A 16,358-nucleotide genomic window follows, 5' to 3' on the forward strand; every position below is an offset into this window, starting at 1 on the left:
CTTTTGCTAGATTCAAAAAAGGGTCAGTAACTTGGTTACTGACCCTTTTTATTTGTCTTGAGTTTTATCTAACCAAGCTCAGATTTTCTTGAAGATGATTGAAGTGTTGATTCCGCCAAAGGCAAAGTTATTACTCATTACATACTCAACATTCAATTCGCGACCAGAACCTGTAATGTAATCGAGTTTGCCGCAGCGTTCGTCGATATTCTCAAGGTTTAAGGTTGGGCTGAACCAACCTGAGTGCATCATCTCTAAGCTTAACCAAGCTTCAATTGCGCCACATGCGCCAAGCGTATGACCAAAGTAGCTTTTCAATGAGCTGATTGGCACTTCACCAAAAATGTTCGCGGTCGCATTACTTTCTGCAATATCGCCTTTATCTGTTGCCGTTCCGTGCGCCGAAACATAACCAATTTTTTCAGCAGGAAGCTGTGCATCTTTCAGCGCTTTCTCCATACAGATTTGCATGGTTTCCATCTGAGGTTGAGTCACATGAGCTGCATCGCAGTTGCTGGCAAAACCGATGATCTCAGCGTAGATCTTTGCGCCACGAGCCACAGCATGTTCATACTCTTCAAGAACAAGTGTACCTGCGCCTTCACCTATAACCAGGCCATCGCGCTCACTGTCGTAAGGGCTAGGGGATTTTTCTGGCGTGTCGTTTTTTAAACTGGTCGCAAAAAGGGTATCAAAAACGGCAGATTCGGTTGGGCATAGCTCTTCACCACCACCGGCAACCATCACGGTTTGGTAACCGTGTTTGATTGCTTCATAGGCGTAGCCAATCGCTTGGCTTCCTGAAGTACAGGCACTGCTGGTGGGAATCACGCGGCCGCGCAGACCAAAGAACAGGCCTACGTTGACCGCTGCGGTATGTGGCATCATTTGCACGTAAGTGGTTGCAGTGATCGCTCGCGTCGATTTCTCGTTAAGCATCACGCCAAATGCACCAACGGCATCAGTACTACCGGTTGAAGAACCGTAGGCAATACCGGTTTCGCCATTAGTCAAAACGTCGTGGCCAATCAAGCCTGATTGTTCTAACGCGTTTTCGGTGGCAACGGTTGCTAGACGAGATACACGGCCCATACCACGCACTTGCTTGCGCTTATAGTGTTTAGGCAGTTGAAAGTCGTCAATAGGTGCAGCAAGCTTGGTGTTGAGGCCGTCGTACTGCTCAAAGCTTGGCATGTACTGGGTCGCATTTTTACACGCTTTCAGTTTTGGCTCGATGTGCTGCCAATCGTTGCCAAAAGCGGTAACGCCTGACATGCCAGTTACAACAACGCGGCGGGTCATACTAAGCCTCCATTAACTGAAATCACTTGGCGAGTTACGTAGCCGGCAATATCCGACATTAGGTAGCTGACTAGGCCTGCTACTTCTTCTGGTTCACCCATGCGGCGTAATGGAACTTGAGGCAGCGCATGCTCTTTTACATGCTCATCAACCATCCCGGTATCGATTAGACCAGGAGCGACACAGTTTACCGTTATCTTGCGTTTTGCGAGCTCTAGAGCCAGAGACTTAGTTGCGCCAATCACACCTGCTTTTGCTGCGGCATAGTTGGTTTGACCGCGGTTACCCATGATGCCTGATACCGACGCTAGAGTGATGATGCGACCGCCTTTGCGCTTTTGAACCATTGGCATTACGCACGGGTGCAGTACATTGTAGAAACTGTCTAGGTTGGTGTGGATAACGCCATCCCACTCTTCTTCAGTCATGGCTGGGAAGGCCGTATCGCGAGTAATCCCCGCATTGTTCACCACGCCATAGTAAGCGCCATACTCAGCAATATCAGCCTCAAGTATTTCGCGACACTCGCTGCGGTTGCTGATGTCAAACTGGATAAGACGCCCAGCGCCACCCAGATCAGTAATTGACTTCAAAGTATTTTCTGCACCTTGCTTGTCACCCATGTAGTGAACGGCGATTTCAAATCCGTCTGTCGCGAGTTGAATAGCGATCGCTTTACCAATGCCTTTGCTGGCACCTGTAACTAAAACCTGACGGGTCATGATGGGCTCCTAGTTTTCATTTCTTGTAATTTTTGTTCGGTTGGTACATAGACATTGAGCTGGCATTGAGCCACTAGCTCGCCTTGGTCTTCGACTCTGGCGGTAAATACTGCCATACCGCTGTCTTCCATGAGTTGTTCAGCATAGATATCAAGGGTTTGACCTTGAGTAAACTCATCACAAAGTGACTTATAGCGACGAGAACCTAATAAAAAACCGATTGGGGGAATGGTGCCATTTTTCAGCGCATGATACCCAGACCATGCAGCAACAGATTGCGCCATAAACTCGATACCCACATAAGCAGGTACGGTTTGAGATTCGGTGTTAAAGAACAGGTTGTGCGCGCCAATGTCGACCTGGCAGTGAATCGATAATGCCTCAACGTTGATAGCTCGATCGATTAATATCATCGGATCATCGTGTGGGAGAAGTTGGTCTACAGAAGGGATATCAGTCATTTATTACACCAAAAATCAGGCTAATGTTGTTGCCACCAAAAGCGAACGAGTTGCTTAAGATGTTCTTTACTTTAAGTTTCTGGGGACAGTTTACCAAATCAATCTCAATATCTTCAGCTTTATACTGACATTTTTGTAAGGGGAGTGGTAAGTCATATTTTAGAATATGCCACGCAATTGCAGCCTCTATCGCACTTGCCGCTCCAAGAGTATGTCCTGTTAGAGGCTTGGTTGAACTGACGGGAACCTTGTTTGAGAAAATACGATAGATGGCTTTGCTTTCCATTGAGTCATTGAGTGGGGTTGCGGTGCCATGGGCATTAATATAACCGATGTCTTCTGCTTGTAACTGTGCAGAATATAACGCCTTTCTCATTGCTTGTTCTGCGCCGTTACCTTCTGGATGGGGTGCAGAAATATGGTGTGCGTCGGAGCTATCACCGCAACCCAGTAGGGCGATGTTCGAAGTACTTTGAGTTGCATCAGTAGCGGTTGGTTTTGTCTTGCTAAGCAACATGAATGCCGCAGCTTCTCCGATGTTGATGCCATCACGCTCGGCGCTAAAGGGCTTACAATATGTCGTTGATAGTGCTTCAAGACCATGAAAGCCATTGAGCGTCAGTTTACACAGTGTATCGACACCGCCAACCAATACAGCATCCGCCATTCCAGAATCTAACAAACGTTGGGCAGTAATAAATACACGGCCACTTGATGAGCAAGCGGTCGAGATCGCGTAGCTTGGCCCTGTTAAAGAGCAGTGTTGGCTGATGAACTCCGATACATTACCAAGCTCTTGTTTTGAATAGTGGAAACCTTCGGGGAAAGAGCCATGGTCGAGTTTGTGTTTAAACGCCGTTTCGCCATCAGAAATACCAGAAGTGCTTGTGCCGATGACTACAGCAATCCTATCTGCGCCATATTGTGATTTTGCTTGTTCAATAGAATCTTTTATTTGATTAACAGCCGATAACGCCAGTTGATTGTTGCGAGTGGCGTATTTCGTTTGAACTGATGAAATTTCTGGTAAATCTCCCGCGACCTTACCAACGACCGTCGGCTTACCGTCGTTTAGCATGTCGCTCACTTCAATCATATTGGAGTCGCATTGATTGCTGAGGCAGCTATGAATGTCAGCAACGCTTGAGCCTAATGCGGAGTGGAAACCACAGTCTTGGATATAAATAGGCATAATGTTCAGCTCTTACTTGGGTTATCGACAATCGTTGAGTTCAACGTTTGAATGGTGATGGTGTAGCCTTGAATCAAATGCTTGAAAACAATATTGCCCGTGGTTTTGTGTGCTCCGGGCTCTGCTTGGTAATCAATTTCAATGATTGCCTGTTGGTTTTCATCAAACACGGTGCGGCTGTTGTCTGTATCGACCAAATGCCAACCGATGCCTTGCAGAGGCTGAGCCCATGCTTCAATTGGCCATAGAGTCAGCATTAAATTAAATAACACCTGCTCAGGTTGCGGCAGGGTTGCGCCAAGACCGGACAGAACTTGAGTCTCAATGGCTTGGTTTTGGTATTGCAGCGATAAGATGCGCGTTCCCCAAGAGGAAAAGCCCGCTAACACGACTTTATCTGGTGTGACTTCGACTTGAACAGGCAGTTGCTGTGTATCGTCTTGCCATGTTGCGCTGATCAGTTGGCTCGCCGCAAATGAGTATCCCAGTTCAGCAGGCAGCGGCAAGGCTAGCTCGGTGTCTTTGTCGATTGCGACACTTGCACCTGTAGGCTGTTGAGACACCATCGAACAAGCGCTGAGTAATAAGCTCAATCCAACGGCTAGCGCTGCCTTGATTGTTTTGTTCATCTAAAAGCCTCTCGAGAGTTTGATTTTTCCGCTGCTTGTTGGTTGTTGATTGCAAGTGGTGAAAGCAACCATGCGACGAAAATACCGGTTAACACGGTAACACCGAAGCTATGAATGGCATGAGTTTGACTCAGTGACAGAAGGCCAAATGAAAGCAATGTCGTGAGACCCGATAGGGTAATCGCCAATAACGTACTCAGGGATTTCTTCTGCTCAGCAAAGAACAAGGTATAGTCGATACCAATCCCTAAAATCAGAATCAAGCCCAGCAGATTAAACAGGTTTAACGTTGAGCCTAAAATGCCCGTGATCGCTAAACCAGCGACTCCGGCAATTAACGATGGCAACAGCATTAACAGGCTTTGCTTTACACCGTAGCGCCAACCTAACACCATCCCAATAGCGGCCAAAGCAATCAATAATAGCTTGGTGATCTTGACTCTGTATTCCGTAAAGAGAGCGGAGATTTCATCGGCTTTATTAAGGTATTTAACACCTTGTTGCTGAGCAAAGCTTGAATCGAGCCATTGAGAGAACTGTTCTGAATCTGTGACATCTTTGATCAAAATGACCGACGCGGCTTGCCCATCGATCGGCTTTAACCAAAGTGGTCGAACAGGTTCTGACACTGGTGATTCTAAAAATCCAGATACCGTGATTGCCTCGAACTTAGGTAGCTCTGGAAAGCTAGGCCAACCAAGCGTGTTCTGTAAGATATGGCTTTGCTGGCTATAGAGTTGTTCAACCAATTGATAGTTATCATGCTGTTGTTGTTTGCTTAACAATTGTTGATTGATGCTGCGATATCCAGAGATACCTTGGCTATTGACTAAAGAATCTAAGCTCGTGGTGATCTCTGCCAGTTTTTTTAGCAGTTTTTGGTCGCTCTTGGCGGTCACCAGCAGCATATTTTGACCACTGCCTAATCCTGATATCTCAGTAATGGCTTGTTCTTGCTGTTTGAGTTGATCAGGCATCGCTTGAAGTTGACGAATATCGTCGTCGTAGCGAATTTGGCTGAGTGATATCAAACTAACGACAGTCACTATTAATGGTAAGCCAATTCTAAATTTTTGGTTGCTCCAGAGGCTTAACCAAGTATGCCAAAGCTTCGATAAGGGAAGAGGTCGTTCTTGACTTGGTTTTGCCGCTAAAACCGGATACCAACACACCACACTGGCGTAAGCTGCGATCAGTCCAATGGACGAAAAAAGAGCAAGTTGCTGTAAACCGGGGAAAGGTGCCACCAACAGACCTAGGTAGCCAATCAAGCTGGTGATCAGACCCAATGTGATCGCAACGATAATATGTTTCAACCCTTTGTCGCTTTGCCATTGATTACCAGCCGCCAAACGATCGGTTAGGTAATGGAAAGAGTAGTCGATGGATACGCCAATTAAGCTGGCACCGAACACCAAACTAAATAGGTGAACCTTGCCGAAGATAGCTACGGTGCTTGCAAGGGCAACCAACAACCCAGTACTGATTGAAAGCAAGGATAAGGCAAGTGGTAAGGCACTACGAAATGTCAGCCACACCAGTAAAATAACACCGGCTAATGAGCCTAAGCCAATGGTGCTGATTTCTGATTTCGCGCTTTCGGTACCGTAATTGGCGTAGAACACCACACCAGTATGCTGCACTTTGGCGCCAAACTGTTTCTCAATCTCACGCTCCAGTGCATCAAGACCCGGAAGTTGTTCTTGAATCGCCAAGCTGTAAGGTGAGCCTGCCAAAGTCGCCGTCACCAAAACATGAGTTTGGTCATTCGATTGAGCTGTGAGGTACCCTTCTTTCAGGACAAAGTTACTTGATTGAACGCCAACAGCACTGATGTAGTCGCGAAACAGCAGGAATGGGTCGAGAGATAGCTCTGCAGCAGTGACGCCTGAGAAAGGATTGTACAGAGACTGAATGACATATTGAGCTCGCGAATCTGGCGACTGTGTCAGCGTCTCTTTTTGCTGTTGGGTCAGCAGTTGAGCTCGGTGACGAAAATAGAAATCGCTCCATTGGCTTTGAGTGCTGGCGTTGATTTTGCCCTGCACTTGCTTAAAAAGAGGGGCTTGACTTGAGAAAGCTCTTTGGTTGAGTTTTTTTTCAAAAGAGTCAGTCGCGGCAACGGCTTGTTCAATGTCTGTGGCGCTTATGATAAACACCAGTTGCTCACTCATCGAGCTAGATATCTGCTGAAAGGCTTGCTCTACCATTGGGTCTTGCTGGTTTTCAGGCAGCAATTTCATGATATTGCTTTCAATAGGTACCGATGAAGAAAAAGCGAATTGTTTGATTAACAATCCGCTAAATAGCACTACGACAACTAGCCAGACAAGGGCAAGCTTAGAGTTGAAATTGTTGTGCTTCGGCATCTGATAAAACTTCTGGTTGATGGCTTAATTGGCTAAATTCGATCACCGTGCTGTCTCCGCGTATCTCTTTCAACTCAATGCGTTCAATATCATTTTCACCTTGAAGCGTGATGGCTTCAAACACCGCGTTCATCGGTGCACTTTTGGGCTTTAGGGTCAGTGTCCATCGTGTCTCATCTGAACTTGCGTCTGCACTTTCATCTGAGTTTAGCTCGTTCGCTGGTTCAAATGACAGTGAGAACTGCTCTTGGAGTTTTTGAGTATCACCGTGGAACACCGATAAGAATATATGGCTGAAATAAAACGCCATCGGGTTTTCTTGGTCGGTGATGATCTTGGCTGGTTGATCAGCAAACCTTTGGCTCAGTTTGTTGTCGGTTAGCACCAAGCTCACAGGGAAGGGTGTCGTTTGTGTCCAAAGCAACCCATTCGACTTGTCTAACAGGAAAGTACCTTGTGATGTTAAAGGCTGAGCGAACATTTCCATATTGCGTGTTTGAATGAACTCCCCACGCACTATGTTGTTTGCACTTAATACTGTTTGCAGATCTAAAATAGAGCCAACCCTAGCTGTACTTTCATTAGCAATAACAAAGCCACTCGCCATCATAGAAGCGAGCCCTATTAGTGCGATGCTGATGTGTTTGCGACTGCGTTTAAACAGACTCATGTTTCACCTGCTGCAGTGTGTTAGATACTTGAGATTGTTCGGATTGTTGGTCGCTTGATTGCTGCTCAGTTGATCGAGGTAAGCAGCCAAATTGGTGCCAGTGCTCGACTTTATCGGTAAACACTTTCGGCGAAGCAAAACACATCTCTTGCTCTTCAATGGTTACTGCAACCTGCATGGTGTGGGCGCGTGTCATACGAGCACCTGTATTGGCATCGTGAATTTCGTAGTCAACACGCAAGCGGTTTTCCCATTCAGTTAACTTAGCGGATACCTTGATCTGATGATTAAACGGTATTGCTTTGATGTACTTTACACGTGTGTCGATGATCGGCCACATGTAGCCTGAATCCTTCATCTCATGATAGTTGTACTCAATCTTATCCATCATGATGCGCCTTACTTCTTCAAAAAATCGGAAGTAATTACCGTGATAGATCACGCCCATCGGATCGGCATCTTGGAATGAGGTGATAAGTGTCACCTCTGATTGTAATGGATGAAGGATTTCAGACATAAATCGCTCTCAACAATATTGCGTTAAGGGTTAGCCAACTTTATGACGTTGGCTACTCTATGAGGTTAGCTACTCTATGAGTAAAGTGACCAGTGCTGACTTTGAATACGATCAATGAAGTGGCGTAGATCGCCTTCAAGTGGTCGATCTTCTACGATAAATTCAAACTCTTTGAGTACTTCGTCTCGAATGTGCTTTAGGTTTTCACTCATGTGGTGCTCATCAAGCTCATTGTGGCGTTTACGAAGCTCAAGCGCTTGTGTGCCCGCCAGAAGTGATGCAGCCGCGACTTGTTCAGTCAATTCAAGCACACGTAAGCAGTCACGAGCCGAAATGGTACCCATGCTTACTTTATCTTGGTTGTGACACTCGGTTGAACGAGAGAACACGCTTGCTGGCATGGTGTGTTTCAATGCTTCTGCTGTCCATGCTGAAACGCCGATCTGTACCGCTTTGAAGCCGTGGTTAATCGGTTTACGTTCGCCTTCTGCACCGGTTAGGTTGAATGGCAAGCCGTTGTTGAATTTGTAATCCATCAACTGCGCCATTTGACGATCAAGCAGATCTGCAAGGTTAGCTACCGCTGTTTTTAGCGTATCCATCGCCATTGCGATATGGCCACCGTAGAAGTGTCCACCATGCAGTACTCGCTCATTGTCGCCATCGATAATTGGGTTGTCGTTAGCGCTGTTGAGCTCGTTTTCGATCATTTGGCGTAGCCAAGGTAGAGAGTCTTGAACCACACCGATAACGTGCGGAGCACAACGCAATGAGTAACGATCTTGCAGACGGTCACTGTTGCGAGGTGGACGATCCGCTTGCAGGTCATCACGTAGCCATGCTGCAATTTGTTGTTGGCCTGGGTGAGGTTTCACTGCGAACAGTGCTTCGTCGAAGTGGAAGTCGTTGCCCTGCATCCCTACAGACACCATTGCTGTAATTTTTGTTGATAGCTGAGCTAGGTATTCCGCACGTTTGTAGGCGATACAAGCTAATGCTGTCATTACCGAAGTGCCATTCATCAAGGCCAAGCCTTCTTTTGGCTTAAGCTTGATAGGGTTAATGCTTAGCTCTTTATAAACATCACTGGTGGGGCGAACTTCACCTTTGTAGATAACATCACGCTCACCGATCAGTGCTGCAGCCAAATAAGAGAGAGGCGTTAGATCGCCACTAGCACCGACAGAGCCTTCTTGAGGAATACGCGGTGAGATATCTTGGTTGATCAGAGTGACGATCTGATTGAGAAGATCGTGAGTCACACCAGACACACCTTGTGACAATGAACAAAGACGCGTCGCTAATACAGCACGAGCTTGCTCATGAGATAGGATTTCACCTAAACCACAGCCGTGAAAGCGCGTTAGATGCAGAGGGAGTTCGTCAACTAGGTTCGGCGGAATCGCAACGGTACATGAATCACCGTAGCCAGTGGTTACGCCATAGATCACGCCTTCTTCTTTTAATAGACGTTCTAAAAAAGCGACACCGCGGTCGATCTTAGATGTGAACTCATTACTTGAGTTCATCGAGGCTTTTGCGCCTTGTGAAATAGCGACAACATCCTCAATCGTGAGGCGTTCGGCACCAAAAGTGATGCTATTTGGATTTTTTTTCGTCATGGTGCTGGTTGCTCAATGTCCAAAAGTTAAAAAAGTTGTACCACTGAAGCGGTGCTTTCAGTGTGTAGTGCTGAAGTCGGTCTGCGTATTTCTGCACGACTTGCTGTAAAGATTGTTCGCGAGTCTTTCTTGGTAGCTCTATCTTGTCGCTAAAATGCTCAAAATAGACATTAAAATGCGGCTTAGTTTGTGAGTCATCTCGTAGGCCAAACAGTAAGAATACTGGCGCTTTGAGAACAGAGGCTAACATAAATGGCCCTTGAGGGAAGGGTGCTTCCTTACCCAAGAACTCAGCCCATACTGAACGGCTCTCTTTGCTGGTGGAAGTTCTATCGCCGACAATCACGATCCATTCGCCTTGCTCCAACTTCTGTTGTAACAAGATAGCCGTATCAGGCCCCATCGAGGTCACTTGAATCAAGTTTAAGTCAGACTGCGGGTTGACCGCTTTCATCACTGAATTGAAACGCTCAGCGTGCTCGGTGAAAACCAATGCATTGATTTTGATGTTTGAGTGTCTGCGACCTAAAGCGCGGCACAATTCGATATTGCCAAGGTGAGAACCCAGAATCAGCACACCTTGTTGGTTTGCCACCATGCTCTCAAATTGTTCTTGACCATGAATGCTCAGGTTATCGACCGAAAAATCCCCTTTCCATGCCGCCAACTTGTCTAGCATGGTGTGACCAAACGAAAGCAGGTGATTGTAACTGGTGAGTTCAGTCGGTAGCTCAATATTCTGTTGCTCTGCGTAAGCCTTAAGCTGGAATAGGTATTGTTCAGAGGCGTTTCGCGCGCGCTTGCCTGTCAAATGGTAGTAACGCATCACACCGCGCAAAATTAGATTAAATACGCCTCGGCCTAACAAAGTATAAACGGCCAATAACAGTTTGATTCCCAGCACAGTGCCGCGTTCTTGAGTACGTGACCAATGGGGTTGTTCTGGACCTATTTGTTCGGAATTTACCTGTCTTGAATCTGCCGAGGAACCTTGGCTATTTTCAGCCGATAAATTCTTCGCTGAGTCCGACTTGAAATGACGCGCGATCAGTTTTGGCGCTCTTGGCAGCATGCCGAAGAACAGTCGCGTGTGCATCCAGCTGATTTTTACGTTGTCCCACAGTGCATCGAAATGAGAGATCCCATTTTCTGGGTAGATAACACGCGTTTCAACGAAGTCGATATCGCAGCCTTCCCAATACAGGCGAACCAGAATCTCAATATCGAAGTCCATTCTCGAACCGACATCGTATTTATTCAGTACGGTTTGCGTCTTATCGATTGGATACGCTCTAAAGCCACACATGCTGTCTTTAATTGATAAAGAAAGGGTTTCTATCCATACCCAGATATGTGTCGCGTAGCGTCCGTAGAGCCTTGCCTTAGGCACGCTGTCGTCATAGACAGGCTGACCTGAGATCAGGCGTTGGGGCTTAGTTTGTGACGCTTGGATCAATGCGGGTAGGGCGTCTAGGTCATGTTGACCATCAGCATCAATCTGAATGGCATGACTAAAACCGAGCTCTTGCGCTCGTGTTATGCCAGCTTTTACTGCGCCGCCTTTGCCTTGGTTATGCTCCAGTGTTACCAAAGTCACACTTGGATTATCTGTTAGTGGGGCCAGAAACTGTTTGGTCGCGAGTTCACTGCCATCATCAACGATAATAATCGGTAGTTCGAATTTGAGGAGTGGTGAGACGACCTCGGGCATGGTTGCGCCGTGGTTAAAGCACGGAATTAGGAAGCAAGCCTTGTAGTTGCTTTCTTCAAGTGCGTGTTGAGAAACCGCCTCAGCGCTATTCACTTTTCTCTCCCAGCTTCATTTTTCCTGAAGAGTGGGTCTGCTCACCGTTATTCGAGGTGTAACTGAAGCTTAATTTATCTTTGTCGGCTTCCCATTTAAGTGATAACTGAATGGTAGAATCTGGCAGGATAGGCTCTTGGAATTTGATGACCTCCATGCCTTTAAAGTAACCAGGAACGTTCAGCTCTTCGACAGCATAGTGAAGTGCCCAATCAATTTGTGTCACGCCCGGAAGAATAGGGAAGCTCTTGAAGTGCCCCTGAAAGTCGGTGATATCGCCAGTAACATGGAGTGTCAAAGTCGATTCTTTCTCTACCGTATTAACAGCAATGACGTTTGGTTTTCTCTTATCCATAGCGTGTGCTTAGAATCCTTGGGCTGAAATGGGTGTTCTGACAAAAATATAAAAGATAATCTCAGTATAAAATGCGACCAGTGATTTTTATGATTTTACGAGCTGCTCTATGTGAGAGGTTAACCGCTTACCTTGGCTGTTGAGCGGAATCTCATCAACAACACGATACTTTCTTGGGATGGCGATTGGCTCTAACCACTTTCTCAACTCTGAACGTAGCATCAACCAGAATTTGCCTTTACTCATGGTGGCGAGGCTAGCTTGGCCTTCATCAGATAATACCAAAACCGACGCTAAAATTAAGCGCTCAGGTTCTTCAAAGGAAATGACTACACACTCGCTTATCCAAGGCAGTTGCTCCAGTCGCTTTTCAACTTCAACCAGTGATACTCGTTTTTCTTCAATCTTGATCACTCGGTCGGTTCGGCCTTTCAATATGAATTGACTACCCGAGACCATTTCGCACTCATCGGCGGTTTGATACCAGTTGTTTCTGTCGATGTAAGGCGACAATAACTTAATGCAATTCTCACTATTGAGACTGGCCTCAATACAGTCAAAAAGCTGCCAAGGCGTTTGAACGCTTTCTTGCTGACGAAATGCGATACCGCCGGTTTCAGTACTACCAAAAACCTCGATTGGCAAATGCCCTAACAAGTTGAGGGCTTGGTGAGCAGATTCTGTTGGTAAAGGGCCACCAGAAGAGAACACTCCCGCTAGATGCGTAGACTTTGTCTCGTGTTTTAATCGTTTGAGTAGCGCAGGGCTGCTGATCAGCACGCTCTGTTTGTTAGCGTGAGACAGTATCTGTTCCGGGTATTCGAGATTGTGTCGAGAAAATGGAACGCCAGAACAAAGCGGCCATAAGATTCGAAACAACAGACCATAGATATGTTGGTGTGAGACCGTGCTGTGGACTTGGTTGTCTCTAAGCAAGGTACCCCAGTTTTTATCTAGCTGAGCGATTTCAATATCTAGATGTTCTAAGGTCTTATGGATTGCTTTGGGTGTACCGCTTGAGCCTGAAGTAAACAAGGTCAATGGGGTAGCGGCTAAATCAATGGTCGTTTGGTCATTTGCTAGAAGAGTGGATGTTTCTATGTTTGAGTCCAACAATGCCTGGACGTTGCAAACCTCGTTTACTTCTACTTTGCCAATCGCATCATCGACTAACAGGCAATCAAAATGCTTACTCAGCTCGGCAAGCGCACACGGTTGATAGTTGCCCGGTAAAATGATGTGCTTGTTGCTGACTGCGCACGCTAAAAAGGCCACCGAAAATAGGTAGCTGTCTTGGGTGCAAATCGCAACTCGTTGAAAAGGGGATGAAGATAAAAGGTGTACGAGTTTAGATAAATTGAGGTTGAATGTTTGCCATGTCATCTCGCTATTGTCGCCGAAGCAGACAATAGATTCAGGAGCTCGGTTTTGACTGAGGAGTTCAGATAACGAGATATAAGATACGGTTTGGGTCATAACAATTTAACTCTGACGAATGCGCTGTCTTACTACCCACTCTCCTGCAAAAAGTAACCCTGCAAACAAGTAGCTGAGTAAGCCATTGTATAGGGTCCATATTTCAAGAGGTTGGAAGCAGGTATAAAGTGCGATAGAGCCATTGATAACAAAGAAAAAACACCAAACCTTGGTGACTTTTCGTGTGTAATCAACGCCACTTTGCGGAAGTTCGGGCTCTTGGAGTCGAGCAAGCCGCTCGATAATCGTTTGCGGTTGCCATAGGCTTGAAGCGAACACAACCAGCATACAAACGTTAACGATGACGGGATAATAAGTTAGCCAGCCGTGCTGTTTGAAGGTTAACCCTAATGCCAACAGAACAATCCCCGCACTTCCGCTGATCCAAGCTAGGTGTTTTAGCTCTTTGATTTTAGCCTGACCACCTGTGAAAATGCGGACAGCAAAAATAGCGGCTAAGACGATACCAACGGTTTGTAGGCCAAACTTGTTGAGTCCAAAGTAAACCGCTATTGGATAAGTGAAAAGTATGATTGCCGACAATAAAGTCAGCAGAGGACGCATTATGCGTCCTTCAATAGTTCAACCACAGACTCCACAACGTCATTAACGGTGCGTACTGCTTTGAACTCTTCAGGTTTGATCTTCTTACCCGTGACGTTCTGTAAGTGAACGACCAAATCAACGGCATCAATGCTGTCTAGGTCGAGATCGAGATAAAGGTGTGCTTCTGGAGTGATATCTTCAGCATCAAGCTCAAACAGCTCGATAAGCGCATCTTTAACCTGGTTGAATACTTCTTGTTGGTTCGCTTGTGTCATAAAGATCTGTCTAGTTGTTCGTTTTAGATGAGATGTAGTTAGCTAGGTTTTCAACCGATGCAAAATGCTGGCGAGTGTTTGAATCGTCGGCATCGATAACAATGTTGTACTTTTTCTTGATAGCAAGGCCAAGCTCAAGGGCATCAATAGAATCTAACCCAAGTCCATCACCAAAAAGTGGTGCTTCCGTCTCAATTTCATCAATGCTCATGTCTTCAAGGTTCAGTGCGTCGATGATCAGTTGTTTTAGTTCGTTGTGTAATGTTTCCACTTAGGCCTACTTAGTACTTTATCTAAATGCTACTTCAAGGGGGGCGATTCTACATTATGTGATGTATTTTCGAAACGCTGATATCACCAGTTGTTTTATTGATGAGCTAAATATTTTCTTCGGAAGGAAAAATAGTCTGTGCAAGGTGTTGATTGAGGCGCCTTGCTGCCGAAGTTAAGTTGTTCGAATTCTCAATAAATGGTGCGACGTCTATTTTACCTTTCACCGCGATATGAAAAAAGGGTTTAGTGGCAGGAACTTGATACCACTTTTTCTCTTTTGTTAAGAATGTCGGAGAAACCGTAATATGAATCACGCGTAAGTCGGTTTGTGTTCGAGTGGCAATTTGTGCCGCACCACGTTGTAAGGATGGTTCAATTCCTGGCGTTGTGCGAGTTCCTTCGGGGAAAACTAACAATACATTGCCACGCGAAAAGCGTTCTTCACAGCGTTCTAAAAGATCGTCAGGAGTTTGGTTGGGTATGTATCCCGCTGCTTTGACAATCCTCTTCATAAACGGGTTTTCCCAAATAGCGGCCTTAACGAGGCAATCACACTGAGGCAATTGAGAGGCGATCAGTACATAGTCAATCAAGCTAGGATGATTGGCAACAATGATGCAGTTGCGATCTTCGCGGAGCAATTCGGCGCCATCAATTCGGTAATCAATCGCGCCCGTGAACTTCATTATTTGGCAGAATGCATTGAATGAGAAACGGATCAATCGCTGTGCTTTGAGTTCTCTTTCAATGATATTGCGAGTCGTTAGTGCAAAAGAAGGTAAGATTAAGAAGCTTAAGACCAAGCCACCCAAACCAAAGATGGTAAAGCAGAGCCCAGTCGCGAATACTCGCCAATATTGGCCTACTTTATTCACTGTTGCGTTCCTGATTTGGCGTTATTCCACGACCAATTTTGGTGTTTACCTGCAATAGTCCAATGCTGAGTCCCCAATAGAATATGTTGTAATGCTTGTAGACCTTGTGGCAAATCAGTTGTTGAGCTTTCGTTAGCTATTGATTTGCTGGCTATTGGTTTACTTACTATTGGTTTGCTCACAATCGGCCTGTTAGGTATTGCTCTCGACACTGAGTAGTTATTGCCTGTGGTTAGCACTAAGCCCAAAGCATAATCAGCATAGTGCTGATCTTCGTACTCTCGGTATACGTCAGGCAGAGGTTGGTCGAAGTCAATGACGAGTACACGATGTGACGGATACTGATGTAGGTAAAGATAAGCTTCAATCAGAGCATTGTGGAAAGTATCTTGCCCTGCCGCTATTGAAGTCAGTGGAATTGGTGCTTTTGCAGCAATCGTTGTTAGACCTGCAGCGGTGTTGTGTACTGATTGGGAAAACGCCATTGGAGAGGCGTCGTCACCTTCTAATATTGATTGAATTAAAGTGGCTGTTCGGTGGAGCTCACCATGTCGACTGGCAAAAACCAGATAATCAATCGAGGTATCTTTTAGTAGGGTTAATGCGGTTTGGACGGCCAGTTTGCTTTGCAGGCTCATTCGGCGGCGCATCATAGGAGGGATGGCTTTAAATTCAGTTGAGCCATTTTGTGGCCAATCTAAATGAGTGCTCCACGTTTGCCACTCAGCAAAGGAATAGAGGCCTGGCGAATTTGCTGACCATTTTTCAATATTAAACGACATTAATTGGGATTGATTTGACATAGAGTATTGATTTACTTTGGGTCTAACTAATACTATGCATGCTTATAAATAAACACGGGTAAGGAGTTTAAATGAAATTACTAAAAATAGCCGTTTCAATGTTATTTATACTCGTTCTTGCAGGCTGTGGGCGTGTCCAACCTGTAATGAATGTTGAGGATACTCCAGTTGCTTTGAATCTTCAAAGTAAACAGGTGAAATCAGCAATTTATGAGTCTGCTGAGAACCGAGGTTGGTTGGTTTCAGAAATCAAACCAGGCCTAATCCGTGCTGAACTGTATGTCCGTTCACATCATGCTGTGGTTGATATTCCATATAATGATAAGTTTTACTCTATTCTTTACGTCGAATCTGAGAATTTGAAGTACGACGATGGTGAAATACACCGCAATTACAACCGTTGGGTTAATAACTTGAACGTTGATATTAAACGCAAGCTTGCACAAATGGCTGCTGAGTAGCTCTCT

The 16,358-nt window shown here is 45.7% G+C and carries 18 protein-coding genes; 1 reads left to right on the top strand and 17 read right to left on the bottom strand.

Annotated features, from left to right (window positions below; all coding sequences use genetic code 11):
• Positions 1-78: 78 nt before the first annotated feature.
• From K08M4_RS03895 to K08M4_RS03975, 17 genes are all read right to left on the bottom strand, one after another.
• Positions 79-1,302, bottom strand: coding sequence for a beta-ketoacyl-ACP synthase (locus K08M4_RS03895; RefSeq protein ID WP_086048911.1), 1,224 nt, complete (start codon positions 1,300-1,302; stop codon positions 79-81).
• Positions 1,299-2,024, bottom strand: coding sequence for a 3-ketoacyl-ACP reductase FabG2 (locus K08M4_RS03900; protein ID WP_086048912.1), 726 nt, complete (start codon positions 2,022-2,024; stop codon positions 1,299-1,301). Before K08M4_RS03900 ends, K08M4_RS03895 begins: the two co-directional genes overlap by 4 nt.
• Positions 2,021-2,485, bottom strand: a complete 465-nt coding sequence (locus K08M4_RS03905; protein ID WP_086048913.1) for a hotdog family protein — start codon at positions 2,483-2,485, stop codon at positions 2,021-2,023. The genes K08M4_RS03900 and K08M4_RS03905 overlap by 4 nt, the downstream gene beginning before the upstream one ends.
• On the bottom strand, positions 2,478-3,677 hold the full coding sequence (locus K08M4_RS03910) for a beta-ketoacyl-[acyl-carrier-protein] synthase family protein (RefSeq protein ID WP_086048914.1): 1,200 nt from the start codon (positions 3,675-3,677) through the stop codon (positions 2,478-2,480). Before K08M4_RS03910 ends, K08M4_RS03905 begins: the two co-directional genes overlap by 8 nt.
• A 5-nt stretch (positions 3,678-3,682) precedes the next feature.
• Entirely contained in the window at positions 3,683-4,306 is a 624-nt protein-coding gene (locus K08M4_RS03915) for a DUF3261 domain-containing protein (protein ID WP_086048915.1), read from the bottom strand.
• Positions 4,303-6,675, bottom strand: coding sequence for an MMPL family transporter (locus tag K08M4_RS03920; RefSeq protein WP_086048916.1), 2,373 nt, complete (start codon positions 6,673-6,675; stop codon positions 4,303-4,305). Before K08M4_RS03920 ends, K08M4_RS03915 begins: the two co-directional genes overlap by 4 nt.
• Positions 6,647-7,345, bottom strand: coding sequence for a LolA family protein (locus K08M4_RS03925; protein ID WP_086048917.1), 699 nt, complete (start codon positions 7,343-7,345; stop codon positions 6,647-6,649). Before K08M4_RS03925 ends, K08M4_RS03920 begins: the two co-directional genes overlap by 29 nt.
• A complete protein-coding gene (locus tag K08M4_RS03930) occupies positions 7,332-7,862 on the bottom strand; it encodes an acyl-CoA thioesterase (RefSeq protein ID WP_086048918.1) in 531 nt (176 codons plus the stop codon). The genes K08M4_RS03925 and K08M4_RS03930 overlap by 14 nt, the downstream gene beginning before the upstream one ends.
• Positions 7,863-7,936: 74 nt before the next feature.
• Entirely contained in the window at positions 7,937-9,484 is a 1,548-nt protein-coding gene (locus K08M4_RS03935; protein ID WP_086048919.1) for an HAL/PAL/TAL family ammonia-lyase, read from the bottom strand.
• Positions 9,462-11,288, bottom strand: a complete 1,827-nt coding sequence (locus tag K08M4_RS03940; RefSeq protein ID WP_086048920.1) for a glycosyltransferase family 2 protein — start codon at positions 11,286-11,288, stop codon at positions 9,462-9,464. Before K08M4_RS03940 ends, K08M4_RS03935 begins: the two co-directional genes overlap by 23 nt.
• Complete coding sequence (locus tag K08M4_RS03945) at positions 11,281-11,643, bottom strand: ApeI family dehydratase (protein WP_086048921.1); 363 nt, start codon at positions 11,641-11,643, stop codon at positions 11,281-11,283. The genes K08M4_RS03940 and K08M4_RS03945 overlap by 8 nt, the downstream gene beginning before the upstream one ends.
• A gap of 87 nt (positions 11,644-11,730) precedes the next feature.
• Positions 11,731-13,119, bottom strand: a complete 1,389-nt coding sequence (locus K08M4_RS03950; RefSeq protein WP_086048922.1) for an AMP-binding protein — start codon at positions 13,117-13,119, stop codon at positions 11,731-11,733.
• 6 nt (positions 13,120-13,125) lie between these two features.
• Entirely contained in the window at positions 13,126-13,683 is a 558-nt protein-coding gene (locus K08M4_RS03955; RefSeq protein WP_086048923.1) for a COG4648 family protein, read from the bottom strand.
• The gene (locus tag K08M4_RS03960; protein ID WP_009848591.1) at positions 13,683-13,940 is read right to left on the bottom strand and encodes an acyl carrier protein; all 258 of its coding nucleotides are present in this window, start codon (positions 13,938-13,940) and stop codon (positions 13,683-13,685) included. The genes K08M4_RS03955 and K08M4_RS03960 overlap by 1 nt, the downstream gene beginning before the upstream one ends.
• A 10-nt stretch (positions 13,941-13,950) precedes the next feature.
• Complete coding sequence (locus K08M4_RS03965; protein WP_009848590.1) at positions 13,951-14,211, bottom strand: phosphopantetheine-binding protein; 261 nt, start codon at positions 14,209-14,211, stop codon at positions 13,951-13,953.
• A 106-nt stretch (positions 14,212-14,317) separates the two neighbouring features.
• On the bottom strand, positions 14,318-15,088 hold the full coding sequence (locus tag K08M4_RS03970) for a lysophospholipid acyltransferase family protein (protein WP_086048924.1): 771 nt from the start codon (positions 15,086-15,088) through the stop codon (positions 14,318-14,320).
• A complete protein-coding gene (locus K08M4_RS03975; RefSeq protein ID WP_198299311.1) occupies positions 15,085-15,891 on the bottom strand; it encodes a beta-ketoacyl synthase chain length factor in 807 nt (268 codons plus the stop codon). Before K08M4_RS03975 ends, K08M4_RS03970 begins: the two co-directional genes overlap by 4 nt.
• A gap of 71 nt (positions 15,892-15,962) precedes the next feature.
• On the opposite strand from K08M4_RS03975, the gene K08M4_RS03980 reads away from it, so the two are divergent.
• Positions 15,963-16,352 carry a hypothetical protein gene (locus K08M4_RS03980; protein ID WP_086048926.1) on the top strand — a complete coding sequence of 130 codons (390 nt, stop codon included), beginning with the start codon at positions 15,963-15,965 and terminating at the stop codon, positions 16,350-16,352.
• Positions 16,353-16,358: the final 6 nt, after the last annotated feature.

Source organism: Vibrio syngnathi, assembly GCF_002119525.1.
In the GTDB taxonomy this organism is placed as follows: Bacteria; Pseudomonadota; Gammaproteobacteria; order Enterobacterales; family Vibrionaceae; genus Vibrio; species Vibrio syngnathi.

What these genes read in the sequence shown, in the direction of transcription:
- K08M4_RS03925 (WP_086048917.1), bottom strand. Translation starts at nt 7,345, where the DNA reads ATGAGTCTGTTTAAACGCAGTCGCAAACACATCAGCATCGCACTAATA.
- K08M4_RS03975 (WP_198299311.1), bottom strand. Translation starts at nt 15,891, where the DNA reads ATGTCAAATCAATCCCAATTAATGTCGTTTAATATTGAAAAATGGTCA.
- K08M4_RS03900 (WP_086048912.1), bottom strand. Translation starts at nt 2,024, where the DNA reads ATGACCCGTCAGGTTTTAGTTACAGGTGCCAGCAAAGGCATTGGTAAA.
- K08M4_RS03895 (WP_086048911.1), bottom strand. Translation starts at nt 1,302, where the DNA reads ATGACCCGCCGCGTTGTTGTAACTGGCATGTCAGGCGTTACCGCTTTT.
- K08M4_RS03935 (WP_086048919.1), bottom strand. Translation starts at nt 9,484, where the DNA reads ATGACGAAAAAAAATCCAAATAGCATCACTTTTGGTGCCGAACGCCTC.
- K08M4_RS03980 (WP_086048926.1), top strand. Translation starts at nt 15,963, where the DNA reads ATGAAATTACTAAAAATAGCCGTTTCAATGTTATTTATACTCGTTCTT.
- K08M4_RS03930 (WP_086048918.1), bottom strand. Translation starts at nt 7,862, where the DNA reads ATGTCTGAAATCCTTCATCCATTACAATCAGAGGTGACACTTATCACC.
- K08M4_RS03915 (WP_086048915.1), bottom strand. Translation starts at nt 4,306, where the DNA reads ATGAACAAAACAATCAAGGCAGCGCTAGCCGTTGGATTGAGCTTATTA.
- K08M4_RS03945 (WP_086048921.1), bottom strand. Translation starts at nt 11,643, where the DNA reads ATGGATAAGAGAAAACCAAACGTCATTGCTGTTAATACGGTAGAGAAA.
- K08M4_RS03920 (WP_086048916.1), bottom strand. Translation starts at nt 6,675, where the DNA reads ATGCCGAAGCACAACAATTTCAACTCTAAGCTTGCCCTTGTCTGGCTA.
- K08M4_RS03960 (WP_009848591.1), bottom strand. Translation starts at nt 13,940, where the DNA reads ATGACACAAGCGAACCAACAAGAAGTATTCAACCAGGTTAAAGATGCG.
- K08M4_RS03910 (WP_086048914.1), bottom strand. Translation starts at nt 3,677, where the DNA reads ATGCCTATTTATATCCAAGACTGTGGTTTCCACTCCGCATTAGGCTCA.
- K08M4_RS03905 (WP_086048913.1), bottom strand. Translation starts at nt 2,485, where the DNA reads ATGACTGATATCCCTTCTGTAGACCAACTTCTCCCACACGATGATCCG.
- K08M4_RS03950 (WP_086048922.1), bottom strand. Translation starts at nt 13,119, where the DNA reads ATGACCCAAACCGTATCTTATATCTCGTTATCTGAACTCCTCAGTCAA.
- K08M4_RS03955 (WP_086048923.1), bottom strand. Translation starts at nt 13,683, where the DNA reads ATGCGTCCTCTGCTGACTTTATTGTCGGCAATCATACTTTTCACTTAT.